Consider the following 23,759-nt stretch of genomic DNA (forward strand, 5'->3'; position numbering starts at 1 on the left):
TGAAACTACAATTATAAAAAAATCCCATTATAATTAATGGGATTTTTTTATTTAGAAATGTCTATATTTTTTAGTTATTTCAAAAACGTGTTCTAATATGCGTTGTTCTTTTTCATCAAAAACCTCATTTTTTCGTTTCATTACAAGGTTTGCTGTCTCTTTTGCTTTATTTATTTGGTAAGTAGTAAATCCTGCAGCTCCTCCCCAACTAAAAGATGGAATAAAATTTCGTGGAAAATTACTTCCGTAAATATTTGAACTTACACCTATAACCGTTCCCGTATTAAACATGGTGTTTATTGCAGTTTTAGAATGATCTCCCATTATTAACCCACAAAATTGCAGACCTGTTTTATCAAAACCTTCTTTCTCATAATTCCATAATCTTACCTGAGCATAATTATTCTTTAAATTTGAGTTATTTGTATCTGCGCCAATATTACACCATTCTCCTATCACTGCATTTCCTAAATAACCTTCATGCCCTTTACTAGAATTACCAAATAAAATAACATTATTTACTTCTCCTCCAATTTTACATTTTGGACCTAAGCTTGTAGCTCCATACACTTTTGTACCCATTTTCACTACTGAGTGCTGTCCCATAGCAAATGGTCCACGAATTAAACTCCCTTCCATTATTAACGTATCTCTACCAATATAAATTGGCCCAGTACTAGCATTTAATACTGAAAATAAAATCTCTGCACCTTCTTCTATAAATATATTTTCTTTATTTAAAAATTGAACTCCTTTAGGGATTGGCTGTGATTTTCTTCCTTCAGTTATTAACTCAAAATCGTCACTAATTGCCTGATCATTTAACGAAAATATATCCCACGTATTTTTAATTTGAAGTACATCATATACAAATTCTTTTTGCTCATAAATATCAAAATTCACCTCATCTTGAGTTTCATTTGTAAAAAAAGCAATTACTTCATCATTTTTAAAAATAGCTTGATTTTCTTTTAAGCATTTTACTTCTTCTATTAATGCTTTAGTTGGTAAGAATGATGCATTTATCATCACATTCTGCTCCATTTCAACCATTGGATATTTATCTTCTAAATACTCTTCAGTTAAAGTTGTTGTAGTAAAACCTAAATATTTTTCCCATTTTTCACGAATTGTAAGAATTCCAATTCTTATATCGGCAACAGGCTTTGTATAAGTTAATGGTAAAAGTGCATTTCTAACTGTACCATCAAATAAAATATAATTCATTTCAAAAGTAATTTAAGCAAATGTACAGCAAGTTTTTTCTATCTCAAACTTTTAAAAAGGTGTTTTATAGTAAGTTCTTTTTTCTTAAATAAGTATCAATATTATCTGCCGTATCAAAACATGCACTTACCGAATTAATTTCTGAACAATAGCGTGAATCTATTGATTCTCCTTTACATCCTATAGCTCCCATATCAATTGATTTAAAATTTGCATCAATTATAACACATTTATTATATAAACTTGCAATAGTTTCGTTTGAATCTATTTTAACTTCATTTTTGGTTAAATAACCTTTTAAAAAATTTTCTATAGCAAATTGTGAATTTTTACATACTGAATAACTTACAAAATCCTCTGCAGGCTTAAACAACTCTTCTTTTGCTAGTTTCAATTTTTTTTCTGCTTCATTTAAAAAAGCATCTGATCTTAATGACATCTTCTTTAATTTTTAGTTATATTTTTTACTACATTTAATGTAAATGCTATATAATGTTTTGCTTTACAATGATACTTAAAAGTATAAAAAAAGTGCCAAGTATTCTAAACTTGGCACTTCAAAAATTAATATAATTTATAAATTTTTATAAAGTTCTAAGCGTTCCCATTGTGTTTCCACATTTTCTTGGGCTTTATCTAACAACTCTTTTGCTTTTTCTGGATTATCTTTTACAACTCTTGTAAAACGAGATTCGCTATACATAAAGTCACTTAAAGGTGCAGAAGGTTGTTTAGAATCTAATTTAAATTTCTTTCCTTTTACTTCCATCGGATTGAATCTAAATAATGGCCAGTAACCAGTTTCAACAGCTTTTGCTTGATGATCTGCTCCGTATCTTAAATCGTACCCGTGATCACCACAATGTGAATAAGCAATAATTATTGAAGTTCCTGGATAAGCTTCTGCTTCTTGAATTGCTTTTAAAGATTGATTATCCTTTGCTCCCATTGCAATTTGAGCTACATAAACATTACCATATGATACTGCTTGTAAGCTTAAGCTTTTCTTTGGAGTTATTTTACCTCCAATTGAAAATTTAGCACTTGCACCCATTTGAGTAGCTTTTGATGCTTGACCTCCAGTATTTGAATATATTTCAGTATCCATCACTAAAATATTTACATTTTCACCAGATGCCAATACATGGTCTAATCCTCCAAATCCTATATCATAAGCCCAACCATCTCCACCAAATATCCAAACCGATTTTTTACGTAAGTATTCAGAAAGGTCTCTAAGGTTTTTAGCTTCTTTAGTTTCTAAAGTATCTAAAATATCGTTTAATTTTTCAATTTGTTGTAATTTCAACTTTTTTTGAGTTTCATTTTCTTCAACATTTTCAACAATTTCATTAACTAAATCACTTCCAATTTGATCTTTTAATGATTTTAATAAATCAAAAGCAATATCTTGTTTTTTAGTTAATGCCAAACGCATACCTAAACCAAATTCGGCATTATCTTCAAATAATGAATTTGCCCAAGCTGGCCCACGACCTGCACTGTTTTTAGTGTATGGTGTTGTTGGTAAGTTTCCCCCATAAATAGAAGAACATCCTGTTGCATTGGCAATCATCATGCTATCTCCATACAATTGAGTAACTAATTTTATATAAGGTGTTTCTCCACAACCAGGACAAGCTCCTGAAAACTCAAATAATGGTTCTAAAAATTGTGATCCTTTAACGTTATTAATTGCTAACTGTGTTCTATCATAATTAGGTAAATCAATAAAGTAATCCCAATTTTTATTTTCTACTTTGTCAACGTCTATTTTTTTAGACATGTTAATTGCAAATACTCCTTCTACTTCTTTACTTTCAGCAGGACAAACTTCAACACACAAATCACATCCTGTACAATCTTCTGGTGAAACTTGTAACACATAACTTTCTACTTTGCTATCAAATGGTCTCCCTTTAGCTGGAACATGTTTTAATCCATCAGGTGCTTCAGCCAATAAATCGTTTGACACCACTTTTGCTCTAATGGCAGCATGTGGACAAATACTTACACATTTATTACATTGAGTACATAAATTAGCATCATCCCAAGTTGGAATAAAGTCTGCTATTCCTCGTTTTTCAAATTTTGTACTTCCCGTTGGAAAAGTTCCATCAGGAGTAAATGCACTAACTGCTAACGTATCGCCTTTACCTGCTAAAATAGTTCCTAAAATTTCTTTAATAAACTCATCTGCACCTTCACGCATCATTGGTTGTAAACCATCTGTATTTGTAGTGTGACGAGGATATTCAACCTTCTCTAAGTTTTCTAAAGATTTATCTACTGCATTAAAGTTCATATTAACCACTTTTTCTCCTTTGTGAGAATAAGATTTAACAATGGCAGCTTTAATTTTTTTGATAGCTTCATCTTTAGGTAATACTCCTGAAATTGCAAAGAAACAAGTTTGTAAAACGGTATTTGTACGTTTTCCTAATTTTACATCTTGAGCAACTTTTGAAGCATCAACTACATAAAATTCAATATTATTATCAATTATTCTTTGTTGAAGAATACTTGGAAGCTCTGTCCAAACTTTATATTTTGAATAAGGTGAATTTAGTAAGAAAGTACCTCCTTCTTTAATATTTTCTAAAACATCATATTTTTGTATAAAGTTAAATTGATGAACCGCTATAAAATTAGCTTTATCTACTAAATAGGAAGCCGTAATTGGATCTGGTCCAAATCGTAAATGTGAAATGGTTTGAGCTCCTGCTTTTTTAGAATCATATACAAAATATCCTTGTACGTAATTATCGGTTGTTTCTCCAATAATTTTAATAGAGTTTTTATTTGCACCAACAGTACCATCAGAACCTAAACCATAAAACATACAATTCACTGTATTTTTAGTAGTTTTAAAATTAAGATCGTAAGTTAAACTTGTATGTGTTACATCATCATTAATACCAATTGTAAAATGGTTTTTAGGTGATTTTTTATCTAATTCATCATAAATACCTTTAACCATTGCAGGTGTAAATTCTTTAGATGATAATCCATAACGACCACCAATAATAGTTGGTAGTGCATCACCTATTTCAACAAATGCATTTACAACATCTAAATATAATGGTTCTCCAATACTTCCTGGTTCTTTTGTTCTATCTAAAACAGCTACTTTTTTAACGGTTTTAGGTAATTCTTTAATAAAATGATCAATTGAGAATGGACGGTATAAACGAACATATAATGCTCCTACTTTTTCACCATTAGCAACCATGGTTTCCACTGCTTCACCAACAGCACCTTCACCTGAACCCATAATAATAATAACACGTTCAGCTTCTGGGTGACCAACATAATTAAATAAGTCGTATTTTCTTCCAGTTAATTTATAAAATTCATCCATAGTTTCTTGAACTATTTCAGGAACTTTTTGATAATATAAATTAGATGCTTCACTTGCTTGGAAAAATACATCAGGGTTTTGAGATGAACCTCTAAGCACTGGATTATCTGGATCTAAGGAGCGTTTTCTATGTTCTAAAACTTCTTTTTCCGGCATCATAGCTTTTATTACTTCATCGGGAATTGCATCCATTTTAGTAATTTCATGAGAGGTTCTAAATCCATCAAAAATATTCAAAAATGGTATTCTACTTTTAAAAGTTGCAACTTGAGATATTAATGCAAAATCATGCGCTTCTTGTCCAGTTCCTCCAAATAACATGGAAAAACCAGTTGCTCTTGTTGCCATTACATCTGAATGGTCACCAAAAATTGATAATGCGTGTGTTGCTATAGTACGAGCTGCCACGTGAATAACCGACGGTAATAATTCACCCGCCATTTTATACATATTTGGAATCATTAATAACAAACCTTGAGAAGCTGTAAATGTAGTAGTTACTGCTCCACCTTGTAAAGAACCATGAACAGCACCAGAAGCTCCACCTTCACTTTGCATTTCAATAATTCTAGGTACATTACCCCAAATATTATTTAGTCCTTTCGCACTATACACTTCAGCGTGTTCTCCCATCGGTGAGGCAGGCGTAATTGGATAAATTGCACAAACTTCGTTTGTTTTGTGAGCTATAATTGCTACAGCTTCGTTAGCATCACAAATTAATTTTAATTTCTCTTCTTTCATTTTTTCCTTATTTTAATAAAATATGAACTTAAATTGTATTAAATTTAATTCAATAAATTATAGTTTTATTATGAATTTTTGCTCTGTAAAAGTAGAGTAAGCCATAAGGAATTACAATGATATATATCAGCTAATTTTTTGCTAATTATTATTTATAATAAGTGTAACGTACTGATCTACAGTTTTTTAATAGAAATATGATAATTGTTAGGTTTTAAAAATTACTTAAAAAACTCTAGATAGATTGAACCCAAAAAAGAAATTTCCATCGCCCCAATCACCCGATGCATTGGTTATAAAACCTGAATCATACATAGTTTGAGCATTTGAAAAAATTAATTGAAAAATATGTCCTCCAGTTTCAATATCAACACCAATAGATAATGGATTGTTATACAAGCTGTTTTTTGCTCTGTTTAGATGATTCACATAATCTAAACTTAAACTTATAAAGTTACTAATTTTATAACGTAGACCACCTCCTAATGCATATTGAGTATTATCTTGAATTATATTTTCTACATAATTTTCATGTATTATAATAGGTACAATCTGAATCGAAAAATAGTCATTTACTTTTCTTGAAATTAATAACTCTGAAATATAAGCTAACCTGTGTTTAAATTCAAAATTTAAGTAATTACTGCTTTCTATCTGTGAATTTATTGCTAAGCCATTAAAACCAACAATTGTAAATGGAAAGCTATTTTCTTGTTGATTTATTATTTTATATTTAATTGTAAAATCGTACGTTTTATTAAATGAGCTTCTAGATACCCCAACATTAAGATTATCTGTTAGACCAAAAATAAAACTAAACCGAATTGAAGATTGATCTAAACCAAATAATTGTTTAATCCCTCCTTTAACGGATCCAAATCGATGTGCTATTACAAAATAAAAATCTTTTTTCGCAACCAATTTGGTCGATTCCAGATTTACAATTTTTAATCCTTTAAACACTGAAATTATTGAACTATCCACTTTTACTTGGTCATCTAATTCTTTCAATAAATCTTCTTGGGCAATTATTTTTAAACTGCTTAACAATAATAACACTAAAAATAGGTAGTTTTTCATATATAATATTTATTAAATAATTGAAATTTATATTTTAAACTTGATTTACTACATTTTAATAAACTTATGAATTCCAAATTTATTTTTTAAGACAATTCTAAACATATATACTCCAGAATTCAAATTACTTACATCAATTTCATTAACATTAGTTGAAATGCTCGAATTTGATAAATACCTGCCATAAATATCATATATCTCAACTTTAGCATTTGAATAATTTACAGGTAATTCTATTTTTAAAAAATCTTTTACAGGATTTGGATAAATTTTAAGCGACGATAAAAATTCATCTTCAACACTAAAAGTATGATGCAACAATTGTATCTTCAAAATCGTCAATCATACCCACAAAAATTTAAGCATTTACAATTATAACATTGCTAATCATAAAAAAGATAATTGACATAACAAGTAATTTATTTTTCATATTTAGTTTATTTTAGTTGTTTTTATTTTAGAATTATACATTGGTCAATCTTTACTATTTCCAACAATTCATCATAACCAATACATCTTCCCTTAATAGTAATTTCATCTCCAACTTTTATAGAATTAGAGTGATTTTCAATTAGATAACTCATTAATTTATTATTCAATTCAATTTTTATTGAATCTATACTTGTTATATTTCCTGAAATAATTATCACTTTATCTAAATATTTATTATTTGCTACTATTATATTTGTTTGAAATTCATTAAAAATCTGTTCAGTAGTTATGATAAATATTGCTTCTTCATTTTGAATATTCCTATGATTTTTATAAATATATGAATAACCTAAACTTACAATTAAACCAACTACCGCTAGGTAAATAAAGTGTTTTTTATTTAAGATATTCATAATAAAAAGTAATTATATTAACTTATTTGTCGTTTTATTAACAATAAGTTTACATAACATAAGATATTTTAACATTTTTATTGTAATTAATTATAATAAATTACGACATTAAAATATAACTACTAATTTTAAAACATCTTATTATGAAAAAAATTTATTCAATTTTAACGTTGCTTTTAGTATTATTTATTTTTAGCTGTTCAAATAGCAGTAATGACGATTTAATAATTACCCCACCAAATAACAATAATGATGTCACCTACACTAATAATGTAAAATCTATAATAGATAATAATTGTTTGAATTGTCATACAAATCCACCTCAAAATGGCGCTCCAATGCCATTAACAACTTATGATAATGTAAAAGAGGCTATTCAAAATAGAGGTTTGATAGGTAAAATTGAAAGTGGTGCAATGCCTAAAAATGGTACACCGCTAAGTTCTGCTCAAGTACAAACCGTAAAAGATTGGCAAACAGGTGGATTCATTCAATAAAAAAATAAAATTGATTGCTTTAGTTTTATTATTAGTTATTGGTAAAACTAAAGCTCAAAATAAATATTTTACAGTTAATGGTACAATAAATTTTGAAGCTTCAGTACCTTCATTTGAAGAAGTAAAAGCAAAAAATACAACAGTTTCTGCTATTTTTAATATTTCAACTGGAGAAATAGCTTCTTTAGCTTTAGTTAAAGCTTTTAGATTTAAAGTAGCTTTAATGGAAGAGCATTTTAATGAAAGTTATGCGCATTCAAAAAAATTTCCAAAAGCAACTTTTAGTGGTAAAATTGAAAACTTTGATAAAACAATGTTAAATAAAAATACTTTACCTTTTAAAGCTAATGGAATACTTTATTTTCATGGTAAATCCGTTTTAATAAAACCTATTGTTTATATTTCAAAATATAATAACACTATTCATTTAACAAGTAAATTTAACGTTAATCCTGAAGATTTTAACATTAAACTACCTAAAATTATTCGAAAAAAAGTAGCTAAAACAGTAATGGTAAAAATTAACTTTACTCTTGAACCAAAAAACTAAATTATTTATTTAAGTACATTTTTCTACGAGAATACAACTCATAAAATTGATCATCTTTTAAACTATCTATAAATAAAATACTTTCCCCTGTTGATTTCATTTCTGGTCCTAATTTTTTATCAACATTAGGAAACTTATCAAATGAAAATACTGGTTGTTTAATTGCAAAACCTTCTAATCTTGGTTTAAAATTAAAATCTTTTACTTTATTTTCACCTAGCATTACTTTAGTGGCAAAATTCACATAAGGCTCTTGGTAAGCTTTGGAAATAAAAGGTACTGTACGTGAAGCTCTTGGGTTGGCTTCAATAATATACACAATATCATCTTTAATAGCGAATTGAATATTAATTAATCCAACAGTTTTTAAAGCTACTGCTATTTTTTTAGTATGGTCTTTAATTTGCTGCATTACAAATTCACCTAAATTAAATGGTGGTAATGTAGCATTTGAATCGCCAGAATGCACACCGCAAGGTTCAATATGTTCCATAATACCAATAATATAAACATCTTCACCGTCACAAATTGCATCTGCTTCAGCTTCAATTGCACCATCTAAATAGTGATCTAACAACAAAACATTGTTTGGTATTTTACGCCATAAATCTACTACGTGCTTTTCTAATTCTTCTTTATTAATTACAATTTTCATTCCTTGACCTCCTAACACATAAGAAGGGCGAACTAAAATTGGAAAATCTAAATTGTCTGCTACTTCTGAGGCTTCATCTGCAGTAGTGGCCGTTCCATATTGAGGAAAAGGAATATCTAAATCAACTAATAGCTCCGAAAAACGTTTTCTGTCTTCTGCTAAATCTAACGCTTCAAAACTAGTACCTATAATTTTTATGCCCCATTTTTCTAATTTTTCAGCTAACTTTAATGCAGTTTGCCCACCTAATTGAACAATAACTCCTTCAGGCTTTTCGTGTTTAATTATATCATAAATATGTTCCCAAAAAACAGGTTCGAAATATAATTTATCGGCTATATCAAAGTCTGTTGAAACCGTTTCAGGATTACAGTTAATCATAATTGTCTCATAACCTGCTTCTTTTGCTGCTAAAACTCCATGAACACAACAATAATCAAATTCTATTCCCTGCCCTATTCTATTTGGTCCAGAACCAAGTACAACAATTTTCTTTTTATCAGTTACAATACTTTCATTTTCTGCATAACTCCCTTCTGAAGTAGTCATCTTATTTTCGAAAGTAGAATAATAATAGGGTGTTTGAGCATTAAATTCTGCAGCACAGGTATCTACTAATTTATATACTCTGTTAATACCTAATTCAGTTCTTTTTGCGTGTACTTCACTTTCCCAACATCCTAACATATGTCCAATTTGTCGATCGGCAAACCCTTTTTGTTTTGCTTCTAACAATAATTCGTAGGATAATGTATCTAATTTATTTGTTGAAATTTCGTTTTCTAAAGCTAATAATTCTTCATATTGCTTTAAAAACCACATGTCAATTTTAGTAATTTCGTGAATTCTACTTAATGGAATTCCCATTTTAAGTGCATCATAAATTACAAAAACACGATCCCAACTAGCAAAGGTTAATTTTTTAATAATTCTATCATAATCTTTCTCTCCTTTTCCGTCAGCTCCAAGACCATTACGACTTATTTCTAACGATTGTGTTGCTTTGTGCAGTGCTTCTTGAAATGAACGTCCAATTCCCATTACTTCTCCAACCGATTTCATTTGTAATCCTAAAGTTCTATCAGAACCTTCAAATTTATCAAAATTCCAACGTGGTATTTTTACAATTACATAATCTAATGTTGGTTCAAATAACGCTGAAGTTGTCTTCGTAATTTGATTATTTAATTCATCTAAATGATATCCTAAAGCCAATTTTGCTGCAATTTTAGCTATTGGATATCCTGTAGCTTTTGATGCTAATGCTGATGAGCGCGACACACGTGGATTAATTTCTATAGCAATAATGTCTTCATTTTCATCTGGGCTTACCGCAAACTGCACATTACAACCACCAGCAAAATCACCAATGGAACGCATCATATGAATGGCCATATCACGCATTTTTTGAAAAGTTGTATCACTCAAAGTCATTGCAGGAGCAACCGTAATTGAATCTCCTGTATGAATTCCCATTGGATCCATATTTTCAATAGTACAAATAATAACAACGTTATCATTGCTATCTCTTAAAAGTTCTAATTCATATTCTTTCCAACCTAGTAATGCCTTATCTATAATTACTTCATGAATTGGTGAAGCTTCTAAACCTCGACTTAGTAAATCATCAAAATCTTCTTTTTTATACACTATTGAAGCACCAAAACCTCCTAATGTAAATGAAGGCCGTATAACTAACGGAAAACCATATTCTTGTGCAATTTCTTTTCCTTTTAAAAATGAATTTGCTATTGTTGATGGTGCTTGCCCAATACCAATTTCAATCATTAATTTTCTAAACTGCTCTCTATCCTCAGTTATATTAATTGCATCGATATCAACACCTATCAATTCAATATTAAAATCTTTCCAAATACCTTTATCATCAGCTTCAATACATAAATTTAATGCAGTTTGCCCACCCATTGTAGGTAAAACCGCATCAATGTTTGGGTGTTTTTTTAAAATTTCAATAATCGATTTAGTCGTTAATGGTTTTAAATAAATGTTATCCGCAAGTGACGGATCTGTCATAATTGTAGCCGGATTAGAATTGATTAGTGTTACTTCAATTCCTTCTTCTTTTAACGATCTAATTGCTTGTGAACCAGAATAATCAAACTCACATGCTTGTCCAATAATAATTGGCCCTGAACCAATTATTAAAATAGATTTTATGTTGGTATTTTTTGGCATTGGTTAATTGGTAATAAAATATGGTTTTGTAAATATCTATAAAATTATTTTTTATTAGAAAAATAGTTTTCAAAACTTATTAAAGGGCAAAAAAAAAGGTGTTACTAAAAAAGTAACACCTTATATATAAAACTATAGTTTCATTATTTCTTTGGTCTAGGAGCAGAAGATACACTCAAGTTTTTTCTACCTTTAGCTCTTCTTCGTGACAATACTTGTCTCCCAGTTACGCTAGCCATACGTTCTCTAAAACCGTGCTTATTTCTTCTTTTTCTTTTTGATGGCTGAAATGTTCTTTTTGGCATTACTTATATATTTTAAAATCGTGTTTCTTTTAATCCTAATATGCTTTAAGAAGAAGACTCCTTGAAAGCGTGGGCAAATATACAATTACTTTTGTTTTTGACAAATAGATTTTAAAAAAAAAGAAAAAATATTATTTTAAAGAAAAAATACATACATTTATATAAATTAAAACTTTAAAAATATGTATCAAAAACCTATGCTTAAAGATGGAAGTTTAAAAAAGCATGTTATTGTTGTTACTGGTGGTGGAAGCGGCTTAGGAAAAGCTATGACCACTTATTTTTTACAACTTGGCGCAAGTGTAGTAATAACTTCAAGAAATATTGAGAAATTAAAAAAAGTTAAAATAGAATTAGAAGAAAAAACAGGTGGGAAAGTTTTAGCAGTACAATGTGATGTACGAAATTATACTGAAGTTGAACACGTTTTAGCCGAAACACTAAAAACTTTTGGTAAAGTCGATGGGCTTTTAAACAATGCCGCAGGAAATTTTATTAGTCCAACCGAGCGTTTGTCTGCAAATGCTTTTGATACTGTGATTGATATTGTGTTAAAAGGAAGTAAAAACTGTACGCTAGCTTTTGGTAAACATTGGATAAAAACAAAACAACCAAAATCTACTATTTTAAATATTGTAACTACTTATGCTTGGACAGGCTCTGCGTATGTTGTGCCTTCAGCAACAGCAAAAGCTGGTGTATTAGCTATGACTCGTTCTTTAGCCGTTGAATGGGCAAAATATGGTATTCGGTCTAATGCAATTGCTCCTGGACCATTTCCAACAAAAGGAGCTTGGGATAGATTACTCCCCGGAGAATTAAAAGAAAAGTTTGATATGAAAAAGAAAGTTCCTGTTGGAAGAGTTGGTGTGCACCAGGAATTAGCAAATTTAGCAGCCTATTTAATGAGTGATTTTTCAGCCTACGTAAATGGTGAAGTTATTACTATTGATGGTGGTGAATGGTTAAAAGGTGCAGGTGAATTTAATATGCTTGAAGAAATTTCAGAAGAAATGTGGGATATGTTAGAAGTTATGATTCGTAGTAAAAAGAAAAAATGAGTCAATTAGTACTAAAATATTTGTTACACAAACCAAACACAATTTATCACTAAATTTGATTGCATCAAAACATCTAATTTTAATAAATTATTTTTTTTAAATATATAGCATGAAAAAATTACTCCTCTTAATTTTAATTCTTAGTTTTTTTTCTTGTAACAAGTCGCCAAAAAAAATTGAAATTTTACAAAACCAAATAGATAGTTTAAAAACTAAACTTAACAATATTTACCAACCTGGTTTTGGAGAATTAATGGGGAATATTCAATCACATCATTCTAAACTTTGGTTTGCAGGAAAAAATCAAAATTGGAAACTTGCTGATTTTGAAGTGAAAGAACTAAAAGAAATTATTGTTTCTATTAAAAAATATCAAAAAGAACGGACGGAAAGTAAATTAATTGAAATGATTAATCCAGCTTTAGATAGTGTTAGCAAAGCCATTGATAAAGAAAATATTAAATTATTTAAACATAGCTATTTACTTTTAACAAACTCATGTAATAGCTGCCACAAATCAACAAATTTTGAATATAATATTGTTAAAACACCTGATGTTTCTCCATTTTCAAATCAAGATTTTAATTTAAAAAATAGCAAGACTACAACTTCAAAATAACTACTAAAATAAACGTTGAAAAATGTTGACCAAAATTAATTTTAGAAAATATCTAATTATTATAAATATATTTTACTTTCCATTTTTATATGCGCAAAAAAGCTCTCCCAACATAATTTCAGTTAATCCAATAGCAAAAAAAATAAAACTAGATGGAAAAATAAATGAACTTGATTGGAAACAAGCATCCATTATATCTAATTTCACCCAAAGAGAACCAAATTTTGGAAAACCTGCATCTGAAAAAACGCAGGTCGCTATTTCCTATTCTTCATCTACATTATACATTGCCGTTTGGTGTTATCAAAAAACTACCACCAAAATTATAGCAAAATCATTACAACGCGATTTTAATTCAGATGGTGAAGATAATTTCAAAATTGTAATAAATCCTTTTAATGACAAGCGTACTGGGTATGAATTTATTGTTAATCCTTTTGGTGCGCGAAGAGATTTATTAATTACTTCTAGTGAGAATACGTCAAGTGACTGGAATGGTGTTTGGGACGCCACCAGTACAATTACTAATAAAGGATGGTTTGTTGAAATTGAAATACCTTTTAATACTCTAAAATTTAAAAACAGTGACCAACAAATTTGGGGAATTAATTTTGAACGTAACATTACTGCTAAAAATGAAACAGTTCGATGGCAAGGTTGGTCACGAGATTTTAGCTTAGAAAACTTTACTTCTGCAGGTACACTAATAGGATTAAAAAATATTTCTTACTCTAAAAAATTTGAATTAAAACCCTATATTTTAGGAGGTTGGAATTTAAAAGATAATCAAAAATCTTATGCCAGTCTTGGAAAAATTGGTGCAGATTTAAATTATAATATTACGCCCACTCTAAAATTAAATTTAACAGTAAATACAGATTTTGCCCAAGTAGAATCTGATGTTTTTCAGGTAAATTTAACTCGTTTTAATTTATATTATCCTGAAAAAAGAGAATTTTTTTTAGAAGGTGCTGGTAATTTTAACTTTTATATTGGCAATGGCAATAGTGTTTTTTATTCTAGAAATATTGGAATAGAAAATTCACAAACAGTAAATGTTTTAGGTGGAGCTCGTCTTTTTGGAAAAATAGGAAAAAGTTCTATTGGGTTTTTATCCTTACAAACAGCTGCAACCAAAAATGTACCAACTATTAATAACAGCGTATTTCGTTACAAATATGATATTGGATTACAATCCTATATTGGCGGAATTATAACTTCAAAGTTAAATGATAATTATCAAAATTTAGTAATTGGAATAGATGGAAAATATGCCATCTCAAATTTTTTGAAAAATAAAAATTTAATAATTGGCGCTTTAATTTCATCCAGTTTATCCGATGGACAAAAAATAAATAATTCTCTTGCTTACAGATTGTATGTAGATTATCCAAACGATTTAATTGATAATTTTATAAGTATTTCTTCGGTTCAAAAAAACTTTTCACCAGAGCTTGGTTTTCTATCTCGTGAAAATTTTGAATCTTTTACTTGGAATTTACGATTTACACCCAGATGGTTTCCTAAATTAGGTATTCGAAAAATGGTTTTTAAACCTTGGGAATACACCGTATACCGTACACAAACTACGCACGAATTAGAATCGTATTCTAATGAATCTAGACCATTTGGATTCATTTTAAATTCTGGGGATGCTTTTGAATTTAATTTACAACAATCTTATGATAGAATTGATAAGCCTTTTAATTTGTCCGATGCTATTTCCATAACTGAAGGAAAATATCATATGCACGCCTATGAATTTCAATTAAATTCTTTTCAAGGAAGAAAAATTTTTACCGAATTACTTTATAGAAATGGAACTTTTTATGATGGGGAAATACAGAAAATAGCTATTTTATTAGGCTTAAATATTAATAAACACTTAAATACAACCGTACAATATGAAAATAATCAGCTTAAAATAAATGCTGTAACTGAAAATATTCAACAACTTATTTCAACCTTAAGTTATGCCTTTAACACTAAGTTTGATATTTCCCTTTTAGGTCAATACAATTCAGAAGAGGATCAATTATTAACCAATTTTAGAATACACTGGATACCAAAAATTGGTAGCGATTTTTATTTTGTTTGGAATAATGGTTACGCACCCATTAAACAAGCTGATTATTTAAAACCAACTATAAATAATGGTGCTGCCAAACTTATTTGGAGATTTACTTTTTAAATATTTATATATCTCTATTTTTAGCTATATGGTTAACACGTCACCCTAAATTTATTTCAATCATCTTATTATATTGATTTACAATCATTATAAAATTCCGAAATACATTCAGAATGATGGATATTATAAATTTATGAGCCTTTATGAACATCCAATAAATATTTTAATAATAATTAAGAATCATTTTTTTGCCAACTAAATAAGAGTTAGTACTTTTGCCCAAACCTAAACACAATGAAAAACACCAAATATGTTTTTGTAACTGGCGGAGTTACTTCTTCGCTTGGAAAAGGAATTATAGCCGCTTCTTTAGCTAAATTATTGCAAGAAAGAGGCTACTCTGTTACCATTCAAAAACTAGATCCTTATATAAATATTGACCCAGGGACTTTAAACCCTTATGAACATGGAGAATGTTATGTCACCAATGATGGTGCTGAAACTGATTTAGATTTAGGACATTACGAACGTTTTTTAAACATTCCTACATCACAAGCTAATAATGTTACTACTGGTAGAATTTATCAATCTGTAATTAATAAAGAGCGTAAAGGTGAATTTTTAGGGAAAACCGTTCAAGTTATTCCACATATTACTGATGAAATTAAACGCAGAATTCAACTATTAGGAAAAACAGGTGAATTTGACATTGTAATAACTGAAATTGGCGGAACAGTTGGTGATATTGAATCGTTACCTTATATAGAATCTGTTCGTCAATTATTATGGAAATTAGGTCATGAAAATGCTATTGTAATTCATTTAACATTAATTCCTTATTTAGCTGCTGCAGGTGAGTTAAAAACGAAACCTACACAACATTCAGTAAAAATGTTAATGCAAAGTGGTGTAAGCCCCGATATTTTAGTGTGTAGAACTGAACATGAAATATCTGAATCAATTAAAGAGAAATTAGCATTATTTTGTAATGTTAAAAAAGAAGATGTTATTGAATCTATTGATGCTGAAACTATCTATGATGTTCCTAATTTAATGCTTGAAGAAGGATTAGATAGTGTTGTTCTTAAAAAATTACATTTACCACACGACCAACAACCTAAACTTACTGAATGGAATAATTTCTTAAAAGGATTTAAAAACCCAAAAAATACTATTGAAATTGGATTAATTGGAAAATATGTTGAATTACATGACGCATATAAATCAATTTCTGAAGCCTTTATTCATGCAGGTGCAAAAAACGAAGTAAAAGTGATTATTAACTGGATTCATTCAGAAGAATTAACTATTGAAAATGCACCTAGCAAATTAAAACATTTAAACGGAATTTTAGTAGCTCCAGGTTTTGGAGAACGTGGTATTGAAGGTAAAATTGAAGCTGTAAAATACGCCCGTGAAAACAACATACCATTTTTAGGAATTTGTTTAGGAATGCAAATGGCAGTTATTGAGTTTTCTAGAAATGTTCTAGGATTAAAAGATGCAAATTCATCTGAAATGGATAAAGACACCCTACATCCCGTTATTGATATAATGGAAGAACAAAAAAATATCACCAATTATGGAGGGACTATGAGATTAGGCGCTTGGGATTGTAAATTGAAAGAAAACACTAAAATTAAAAGCATTTACAATAAAGAATTAATAAGTGAACGTCACAGACATAGATATGAATTTAACAACAATTATTTAACTCAAATTGAAAAATCTGGAATGGTTGCTACTGGAAAAAACCCTAAAACTAATTTAGTTGAAGTTATTGAAATCCCATCTCACCCTTGGTTTATAGGAGTTCAATACCATCCCGAATATAAAAGTACAGTCCTAAATCCACATCCTTTATTTGTAGGTTTTGTAAAAGCTTCTTTGGAACACTCTTTGAACTAGCATAGATTCATTAATAAAAACTCAATTATAACGTTACATTTAGTACATTTGTCCGACTTTTTAGAGCTTTTTTAATAAGTAAGTGACAAACTGACATTTTAATTATACACATGGAAGAAAAAAAATTCGATTTAAATTCACTCATAGGTTTTGTTTTATTAGGAGCAATTATGCTGTGGTGGATGTACAGCAACCAACCAACACCTGAGGAATTAAAAGCTAAAGCTGAAACAGAACAAGTTCAAGAAGAAATTATTCCTTCAAACAACGTTTCTTCAAATACTTCAGAAAAAATAGTAAAAGTAACAGATTCTCTTTCTTTAGTTAATGCTCAAAGTCAATTAGGTGAATTTTCACACTCTGCTACAGTTTCAGATGCTGAAACTATTTTAGAAAATGAGGTACTTAAATTGGTCATTTCAAATAAAGGTGGACAAATAAAAGAGGCTTTATTAAAAAATTATGTTACCTACGACTCTTTACCATTATATATTGTAAAAAATAATAATGCTTCATTTAATATTAATTTTGGCACAAAAGATAATAGAACACTAAATACAAAAGATCTATTTTTTGAACCTACTTTAACAAGTAACGGTGAAAACCAAGTACTTTCTATGAAATTGAAAGTTGCTGATGATAAATTTTTAGAATATAGATATGAAATGAAACCAGACGAATATATGGTTGATTTTAACATCCATTCTCAAGGTTTAAATTCTTCATTTAACACTTCACAACAAATAAATTTAGATTGGAATTTAAAAACATTTAAAACTGAAAAAAGTGTTAGTTATGAAAATCAACATACCGAATTATATTATGAAAAAGAGGATGAGAAAATAGATTATTTATCTATGGGTAAAGATGATGATGCTATTGAAAAAGATGTAAATTGGATTGCTTTTAAACAACAATTTTTCTCTTCCATTTTAATTTCTAAAGAAGGCTTCAATGATGCTAATTTAGCCTCAAATAATTTAGTGAAAGATGAAGCTATTGACACAACATTTACTAAATCTTTTCATTTAAAAGCTCCTTTAGTACTAAATAATGGAGAATTAAATTATGATATGAATTGGTATATTGGTCCAAATGATTATCAAATTTTAAAAAAATATGATCGCAATATCAAAGAAGTTGTTAACCTTGGTTGGGGAATCTTTGGATTTATAAATAGATATGTATTTATTCCTGTGTTTAACTTTTTGCAAGGTTTTATAGGTAACTATGGTTTAATAATTATTTTATTAACTATTGTAGTTAGAATTTTCATGTCACCGCTCGTTTACAAATCCTATTTATCAAGTGCAAAAATGAAAGTGTTAAAACCTGAGATGGAGGAAGTTAACAAACGATTACCTGGTAAAGAAAATGCTATGAAACGCCAACAAGAAACCATGGCCTTACAAAGTAAAGCAGGTGTTAGCCCGTTGGCTGGTTGTATTCCTGCAGTACTTCAAATGCCCGTCTTTTTTGCATTGTTCCGGTTTTTCCCTTCAAATATAGATTTACGACAAAAGGCATTTTTATGGGCAACTGATTTATCAGCCTATGATTCTGTTTATGAGCTACCATTTAAAATTCCTTTATATGGTTCTCACATCAGTTTATTTCCAATTTTGGCATCAATTGCAATTTTCTTTTATATGAGAATGAGTCAAAGTCAGCAAATGAATATGCAGGCACCTACACAAGAAGGAATGCCAGATATGCAAAAAATGATGAAAATGATGATGTACTTCTCACCTGTAATGATGCTTGTTTTCTTTAATAAGTATGCAAGTAGTTTGAGTTTGTATTACTTTGTTTCCAATTTATTAACTGTTTCAATAATGCTTATTATTAAAAATTACATTATTGATGAGGATAAAATTCATGCGAAGATTCAAGAAAATAAGAAGAAGCCTAAAAAAGAAGGTAAATTTCGTCAACGTTTAAATGAAGCTATGAAACAAGCACAAGAACAACAAAAAAAGAAGAAATAAACTTAAAAATATACTCACATTTCAAAGTCCTAAATAAAAATTATTTAGGACTTTTTTATTTAAGTAATAAATGTTACCTTTAGGATTGTACTTTACAACATTAAATTTTAATAGTTTAAAAATAATAAAATTACAATAAATGCCTAGCCTAGTAAGTACTTATAAAATTTTAACTGAATACAATTTAGTTATTCAAAACCATAAAGGTATTTTAAGTTTAAAGGCTTATATAGATTTTGCTAAAAAAATTGTTTCAGATCCTTTATATTCTCAAAATTATAATCATATTATAATTATAAAAGAGGCCGAAATTAAAGCCTCATTTGAAGATTTAAACATCTATGCAGAATTTTCAGAATTAAACTTTAAAAAGCCCAAAAATAGGAATATTGCCATAATTACAAAAACCCCAAACCAAGTAGTTATTTCTACCTTACTTAAATTACTAGATAAAAGAATGGCACAAAATGTTGAAATTTTTTCAACAACAAAATCTGCAGTGAAATGGCTTGGAATTGATGAAAAATTATTAAGTAACCTTTTATAACATTAACTATAATTACTTAATACTTTAAGTGAAATTTATAGCCACTCATTAACTACTTTTAAAATTTTATAAAACTGCCAAAAGTCATAAATTAATTTATTAAAATAAATTAATTTTGCTTTCTATTTTTACAAAACATGCCTCAATTTAAATTTAATTATAAAATTTCAAGTGAAAACAATTTAATTACTATTGTTGAAATTGGTGTTTTAAACCTAAAATCTCTGTTTAGTTTTATTAAAGCACTTAATTCTGATCCTTTATTCTCTCCTAAACTAGATCATATTGTAGATTTAAATGATATAAAGTTTGAACTAACTCTAGAAGATGTAAATAAATATGTTCAACATTTAGAAAGCAATTCTAAAATATATGGTATAAAAAAAATTGCATTAATTACAAATACACCAAATCAGGTTGTTTATTCAACCTTATTTAAAATAGCTAAGGAACAATTGCAGCCTTTACAAAGTGTAGAAATATTTTCAACATTACAAAGTGCATATAATTTTATAGGTAAAAAAACTATTTCATTCAATCAAGTTTCACAAACAATAAATCAGTTAAAAAAAGAAATGATTGCTTAATTTTATTTATTTTTGAATATAAATAGTTACTTCATGAAATTAGTAAAACAATTTTTAGTCTTAATTTCATTTTCATTATTAGCATTTGCTTGTTCAAATGATGAAAATACTCCAATTCCAATTCCTCAAAATGAAACGAAAGAATTAACTATTTTTCATATCAATGACCAACATGGAAGAATTGATAATTTTTCAAAAATAAAACACATCATTGACCTAGAAAAAGAAACTACCAATGTTATTGTGGTTTGTGGAGGAGATATATTTTCTGGAAATCCAGTAGTTGACAATTATGAAGAAAAAGGGTTTCCTATGATTGATTTAATGAATAAAGTTGGGTTTGATATTGCAACAATAGGTAATCACGAATTTGATTATGGTGAACTTATTTTAAAAGATAGAATTCTTCAGGCTAAATTTGATTGGGTTTGTGCTAATGTTGATATGAATACAACCGGAATTCCTGAACCTTATGAATATAAATCTATTATTAAAAATAATGTAAAAGTTACTTTTTTAGGTTTGGTTGAAACCAATGGAAAAGAAGATGCTATAATTCCTTCAACACATCCGTGGAGAGTTCAAAATTTAACTTTTCAAAAATACACTTCAGTAATTAATAATTACTCACAAATTAAGCAATCTGAAGGATCTGATTTATATATTGCACTTACACATTTAGGTGTATCAACCGATAGAAATATTGCAGAGAATTATCCTTTTTTCGACTTAATTATTGGGGGTCATTCACATTCAAAAATAAATACTGTTGTAAATAATATTCCAATATTTCAAGCAGGTTCAAATCTAGAAAATTTAGGAAAAATTCAATTAATTATAAAAAATGGTGAAATTGAAAATTTAACCTACAATTTAATTAATTTATCAAATTATACAGATGTAGATACTGGTATTAAAGAAATTATAGACACTTATAATGAAGATGCCAATTTAGATGCAATAATTGGTTTTTCAGAAGCATATCATTCTAATTCACAGGTTGGCTATTTTTATACTGATGCACTAAAGAATGAAATGAATGTAGATTTAACATTACAAAATACTGGTGGAATAAGAGCCAGTTTAAATGCTGGAGATATTTTAAAACGTGAAATTTATACTATTGACCCCTTCAACAACGGAAGTGTTACTTACACAATGACAGTGGGTGAAATTAAAAATTTCTTAAAAAATAGTGGTGCTGGCTTTTATTATTCTGGTGGTTCAATTGAACAAAATAACAATGAAATTATTATTAAAAACGACAACAACAATATATTAAGTGATAACACTAGTTTAACAATTGGGCTGAACGATTATATCCCTGCCGTTTACGACACTTATTTTACTCAAACACCAACATATAAACCATACACAACTGCTGAAGCCATTATTAATTATTTAGAGAATAACTCAGGTTCAATAAATTATACTAATTATAATAATTATTTTAAGTATAATTAAGTTACTTATCTAAAAAAGATAGCACATTTTGTTCTATTCTATTTAAAATATCACTCACATCTGACTTTACAAAAGTTTCACCCGTAATATTTTCATATAACTCAATATATCTATCTGATATTTCATTTACTTTTTCATCGGTCATTTCAGGAATTATTTGTCCTTCTAAACCCTGAAAACCATTTAAAATTAACCACTGGCGCACAAACTCTTTAGATAGTTGTTTTTGAGCTGCACCTTTTTGTTGTCTTTCCTCATAGCCTTTAGCATAAAAATAACGAGAAGAATCTGGTGTATGAATTTCATCAATTAATACAATGTTCCCATCTTTAGTTTTACCAAATTCATATTTGGTATCTACTAAAATTAAATTACGTTCCGCAGCAATTTCAGTTCCTCGTTGAAATAAAGCCTTGGTATATTTTTCCAATACTTCATAATCTTCTTTTGACATAATTTCTCCAGCAATAATATCTTCCTTTGAAATATCTTCATCGTGATCTCCATCTTCAGCTTTAGTTGCTGGTGTAATAATTGGAATTGGAAATTTATCATTTTCTTTCATTCCATCAGGCATTGCAACTCCACAAATTATTCTTTTTCCTAATTTATATTCACGAGCTGCATGACCAGATAAATAACCACGAATTACCATTTCAACTTTAAAAGGTGTACATAAATAGCCTATTGCCACATTTGGATCAGGGATTGCAATAATCCAGTTTGGAACAATATCTTTTGTTGCTTCCATCATTTTGGAAGCAATTTGATTTAATATTTGCCCCTTAAAAGGAATTTGTTTTGGCATCACATAATCAAATGCAGAAAGCCTATCCGAAGCAACCATTACCAAAATTTCATCGTTTATATTATAAACTTCCCTTACCTTTCCTTTGTAAGCAGATTTTTGTTTTGGGAAATTAAATGCTGTATTGTTAATTGTATTATTCATTTCCTACTTCTAAACTTTTATACGCTGAAATTATTTGCTTAACTAATCTATGTCTTACTACATCTTTCTCATCTAAATACACAAAAGCAATTCCTTTCACTTCTTTTAGTGTTAACATTGCTTCTTTTAAACCAGAAACTTGTCGTCTTGGTAAATCTATTTGTCCTGGATCTCCATTAACAACAAATTTTGCGTTTTTACCCATACGAGTTAAAAACATTTTCATTTGATTATGAGTAGTATTTTGAGCTTCATCTAAAATTACAAATGCATTATCTAAAGTTCTACCACGCATAAATGCCAATGGGGCAATTTGAATAATACCTTTTTCAAGGTAAGAATCTAAACGCTCAAACGGTATCATATCACGTAAAGCATCATATAAAGGCTGCATGTAAGGATCTAATTTTTCTTTTATATCTCCAGGTAAAAACCCTAAATTTTCACCAGATTCAACTGCCGGACGCGTTAATATGATTTTCTTTACTTCTTTTTCTTTCAGAGCTTTAACAGCTAACGCAACAGCTGTATATGTTTTTCCTGTACCTGCAGGACCGATAGCAAAAAGCATATCGTTTTTCCCCATTAACTCAACCATTTTACGTTGATTAGCTGTTTGAGCCTTAATTAACCTTCCTCCTACGCCGTGTACTAAAACACCATCGGCTAATTTTGAACTTTTATGTTCGTTACCATTTGAGGTTAAAATGCGTTCAATACTATTTTCATCTAACTTATTATAACGATTAAAATAGGTAATGAGCATACCTAACCGCTTCTCAAATTCGTCTAAAATTTCTGATTCTCCATAAGCTTTTAATTCATTTCCACGCGCAACAATTTTTAGTTTAGGAAAGTATTTTCTCAAAATTTCTACATTCGTATTTTGAGTACCAAACAAATCGTTTGGATTAATCTCTGTCAGTTCAATAATACGTTCGTTCAAATGATTAAGGTGTTAAGTTATATTAAATATTTTGTATGGTAAATAACCGAATATTTCATTAGATTTGCATAACAAATGTAATGAATATCAAAGAAC

General features: G+C 28.8%; 20 protein-coding genes. 10 read left to right on the forward strand and 10 right to left on the reverse strand.

The genetic code is table 11. The features are described from left to right. Positions 1 to 51: 51 nt before the first annotated feature. From QM495_RS07315 to QM495_RS07340, 6 genes are all read right to left on the reverse strand, one after another. Complete coding sequence (locus QM495_RS07315) at positions 52 to 1,227, reverse strand: GlmU family protein (protein WP_408671457.1); 1,176 nt, start codon at positions 1,225 to 1,227, stop codon at positions 52 to 54. 64 nt (positions 1,228 to 1,291) lie between these two features. Continuing rightward, positions 1,292 to 1,666: a hypothetical protein gene (locus QM495_RS07320; protein ID WP_408671458.1), complete on the reverse strand. Its 375-nt coding sequence runs from the start codon at positions 1,664 to 1,666 to the stop codon at positions 1,292 to 1,294. A 135-nt stretch (positions 1,667 to 1,801) separates the two neighbouring features. Then, complete coding sequence (gene nifJ / locus QM495_RS07325; RefSeq protein WP_408671459.1) at positions 1,802 to 5,332, reverse strand: pyruvate:ferredoxin (flavodoxin) oxidoreductase; 3,531 nt, start codon at positions 5,330 to 5,332, stop codon at positions 1,802 to 1,804. 225 nt (positions 5,333 to 5,557) lie between these two features. Further along, on the reverse strand, positions 5,558 to 6,412 hold the full coding sequence (locus tag QM495_RS07330; protein WP_408671460.1) for a DUF5777 family beta-barrel protein: 855 nt from the start codon (positions 6,410 to 6,412) through the stop codon (positions 5,558 to 5,560). 48 nt (positions 6,413 to 6,460) lie between these two features. Beyond that, entirely contained in the window at positions 6,461 to 6,745 is a 285-nt protein-coding gene (locus QM495_RS07335) for a T9SS type A sorting domain-containing protein (protein ID WP_408671461.1), read from the reverse strand. A gap of 119 nt (positions 6,746 to 6,864) precedes the next feature. Continuing rightward, positions 6,865 to 7,257, reverse strand: a complete 393-nt coding sequence (locus tag QM495_RS07340) for an OB-fold protein (RefSeq protein ID WP_408671462.1) — start codon at positions 7,255 to 7,257, stop codon at positions 6,865 to 6,867. A 143-nt stretch (positions 7,258 to 7,400) separates the two neighbouring features. Between QM495_RS07340 and QM495_RS07345 the strand changes: the two genes are divergently transcribed. Together QM495_RS07345 and QM495_RS07350 are read left to right on the forward strand one after the other, a co-directional pair. Continuing rightward, positions 7,401 to 7,754, forward strand: coding sequence for a c-type cytochrome (locus tag QM495_RS07345; RefSeq protein ID WP_408671463.1), 354 nt, complete (start codon positions 7,401 to 7,403; stop codon positions 7,752 to 7,754). 10 nt (positions 7,755 to 7,764) lie between these two features. Beyond that, the gene (locus QM495_RS07350; protein WP_408671464.1) at positions 7,765 to 8,304 is read left to right on the forward strand and encodes a YceI family protein; all 540 of its coding nucleotides are present in this window, start codon (positions 7,765 to 7,767) and stop codon (positions 8,302 to 8,304) included. 1 nt (position 8,305) lies between these two features. Here QM495_RS07350 and carB read toward each other — a convergent pair whose 3' ends face one another. Then, the gene (gene carB / locus QM495_RS07355; RefSeq protein WP_408671465.1) at positions 8,306 to 11,155 is read right to left on the reverse strand and encodes a carbamoyl-phosphate synthase large subunit; all 2,850 of its coding nucleotides are present in this window, start codon (positions 11,153 to 11,155) and stop codon (positions 8,306 to 8,308) included. Between the two features lie 143 nt (positions 11,156 to 11,298). Next, on the reverse strand, positions 11,299 to 11,460 hold the full coding sequence (gene rpmH, locus QM495_RS07360; RefSeq protein WP_408671466.1) for a 50S ribosomal protein L34: 162 nt from the start codon (positions 11,458 to 11,460) through the stop codon (positions 11,299 to 11,301). A 182-nt stretch (positions 11,461 to 11,642) separates the two neighbouring features. On the opposite strand from rpmH, the gene QM495_RS07365 reads away from it, so the two are divergent. The 8 genes from QM495_RS07365 (at position 11,643) to QM495_RS07400 (ending at position 21,765) form a co-directional block, all read left to right on the forward strand. Next, entirely contained in the window at positions 11,643 to 12,521 is an 879-nt protein-coding gene (locus tag QM495_RS07365) for an SDR family oxidoreductase (protein WP_408671467.1), read from the forward strand. 109 nt (positions 12,522 to 12,630) lie between these two features. Continuing rightward, the gene (locus QM495_RS07370; RefSeq protein ID WP_408671468.1) at positions 12,631 to 13,140 is read left to right on the forward strand and encodes a hypothetical protein; all 510 of its coding nucleotides are present in this window, start codon (positions 12,631 to 12,633) and stop codon (positions 13,138 to 13,140) included. Positions 13,141 to 13,162: 22 nt separating this feature from the next. Next, the gene (locus QM495_RS07375; RefSeq protein ID WP_408671469.1) at positions 13,163 to 15,331 is read left to right on the forward strand and encodes a DUF5916 domain-containing protein; all 2,169 of its coding nucleotides are present in this window, start codon (positions 13,163 to 13,165) and stop codon (positions 15,329 to 15,331) included. Between the two features lie 234 nt (positions 15,332 to 15,565). Further along, complete coding sequence (locus tag QM495_RS07380; RefSeq protein ID WP_408671470.1) at positions 15,566 to 17,179, forward strand: CTP synthase; 1,614 nt, start codon at positions 15,566 to 15,568, stop codon at positions 17,177 to 17,179. A gap of 110 nt (positions 17,180 to 17,289) precedes the next feature. Next, complete coding sequence (gene yidC / locus QM495_RS07385; RefSeq protein ID WP_408671471.1) at positions 17,290 to 19,167, forward strand: membrane protein insertase YidC; 1,878 nt, start codon at positions 17,290 to 17,292, stop codon at positions 19,165 to 19,167. 139 nt (positions 19,168 to 19,306) lie between these two features. After that, positions 19,307 to 19,714, forward strand: a complete 408-nt coding sequence (locus QM495_RS07390; RefSeq protein ID WP_408671472.1) for a hypothetical protein — start codon at positions 19,307 to 19,309, stop codon at positions 19,712 to 19,714. 137 nt (positions 19,715 to 19,851) lie between these two features. Beyond that, positions 19,852 to 20,301: a hypothetical protein gene (locus QM495_RS07395; protein ID WP_408671473.1), complete on the forward strand. Its 450-nt coding sequence runs from the start codon at positions 19,852 to 19,854 to the stop codon at positions 20,299 to 20,301. Positions 20,302 to 20,334: 33 nt separating this feature from the next. Continuing rightward, a complete protein-coding gene (locus QM495_RS07400; RefSeq protein ID WP_408671474.1) occupies positions 20,335 to 21,765 on the forward strand; it encodes a bifunctional metallophosphatase/5'-nucleotidase in 1,431 nt (476 codons plus the stop codon). A 1-nt stretch (position 21,766) separates the two neighbouring features. Here the strand turns inward: QM495_RS07400 and QM495_RS07405 are convergent, their stop codons facing one another. Further along, positions 21,767 to 22,717, reverse strand: a complete 951-nt coding sequence (locus QM495_RS07405) for a phosphoribosylaminoimidazolesuccinocarboxamide synthase (protein ID WP_408671475.1) — start codon at positions 22,715 to 22,717, stop codon at positions 21,767 to 21,769. Further along, complete coding sequence (locus tag QM495_RS07410; RefSeq protein ID WP_408671476.1) at positions 22,710 to 23,663, reverse strand: PhoH family protein; 954 nt, start codon at positions 23,661 to 23,663, stop codon at positions 22,710 to 22,712. Before QM495_RS07410 ends, QM495_RS07405 begins: the two co-directional genes overlap by 8 nt. Between the last annotated feature and the right edge of the window lie 96 nt (positions 23,664 to 23,759).

Origin of the sequence: Lutibacter sp. (genome assembly GCF_046055765.1) — a bacterium.
Lineage (GTDB): Bacteria > Bacteroidota > Bacteroidia > Flavobacteriales > Flavobacteriaceae > Lutibacter.

Bases quoted from the DNA above. Each gene is read 5' to 3' on its own strand.
- yidC (WP_408671471.1), top strand. From the start codon at position 17,290: ATGGAAGAAAAAAAATTCGATTTAAATTCACTCATAGGTTTTGTTTTA.
- nifJ (WP_408671459.1), bottom strand. From the start codon at position 5,332: ATGAAAGAAGAGAAATTAAAATTAATTTGTGATGCTAACGAAGCTGTA.
- rpmH (WP_408671466.1), bottom strand. From the start codon at position 11,460: ATGCCAAAAAGAACATTTCAGCCATCAAAAAGAAAAAGAAGAAATAAG.
- QM495_RS07400 (WP_408671474.1), top strand. From the start codon at position 20,335: ATGAAATTAGTAAAACAATTTTTAGTCTTAATTTCATTTTCATTATTA.
- QM495_RS07345 (WP_408671463.1), top strand. From the start codon at position 7,401: ATGAAAAAAATTTATTCAATTTTAACGTTGCTTTTAGTATTATTTATT.
- QM495_RS07370 (WP_408671468.1), top strand. From the start codon at position 12,631: ATGAAAAAATTACTCCTCTTAATTTTAATTCTTAGTTTTTTTTCTTGT.
- QM495_RS07390 (WP_408671472.1), top strand. From the start codon at position 19,307: ATGCCTAGCCTAGTAAGTACTTATAAAATTTTAACTGAATACAATTTA.
- QM495_RS07330 (WP_408671460.1), bottom strand. From the start codon at position 6,412: ATGAAAAACTACCTATTTTTAGTGTTATTATTGTTAAGCAGTTTAAAA.
- QM495_RS07405 (WP_408671475.1), bottom strand. From the start codon at position 22,717: ATGAATAATACAATTAACAATACAGCATTTAATTTCCCAAAACAAAAA.
- QM495_RS07365 (WP_408671467.1), top strand. From the start codon at position 11,643: ATGTATCAAAAACCTATGCTTAAAGATGGAAGTTTAAAAAAGCATGTT.
- QM495_RS07375 (WP_408671469.1), top strand. From the start codon at position 13,163: ATGTTGACCAAAATTAATTTTAGAAAATATCTAATTATTATAAATATA.
- QM495_RS07340 (WP_408671462.1), bottom strand. From the start codon at position 7,257: ATGAATATCTTAAATAAAAAACACTTTATTTACCTAGCGGTAGTTGGT.
- QM495_RS07315 (WP_408671457.1), bottom strand. From the start codon at position 1,227: ATGAATTATATTTTATTTGATGGTACAGTTAGAAATGCACTTTTACCA.
- carB (WP_408671465.1), bottom strand. From the start codon at position 11,155: ATGCCAAAAAATACCAACATAAAATCTATTTTAATAATTGGTTCAGGG.
- QM495_RS07320 (WP_408671458.1), bottom strand. From the start codon at position 1,666: ATGTCATTAAGATCAGATGCTTTTTTAAATGAAGCAGAAAAAAAATTG.
- QM495_RS07395 (WP_408671473.1), top strand. From the start codon at position 19,852: ATGCCTCAATTTAAATTTAATTATAAAATTTCAAGTGAAAACAATTTA.
- QM495_RS07380 (WP_408671470.1), top strand. From the start codon at position 15,566: ATGAAAAACACCAAATATGTTTTTGTAACTGGCGGAGTTACTTCTTCG.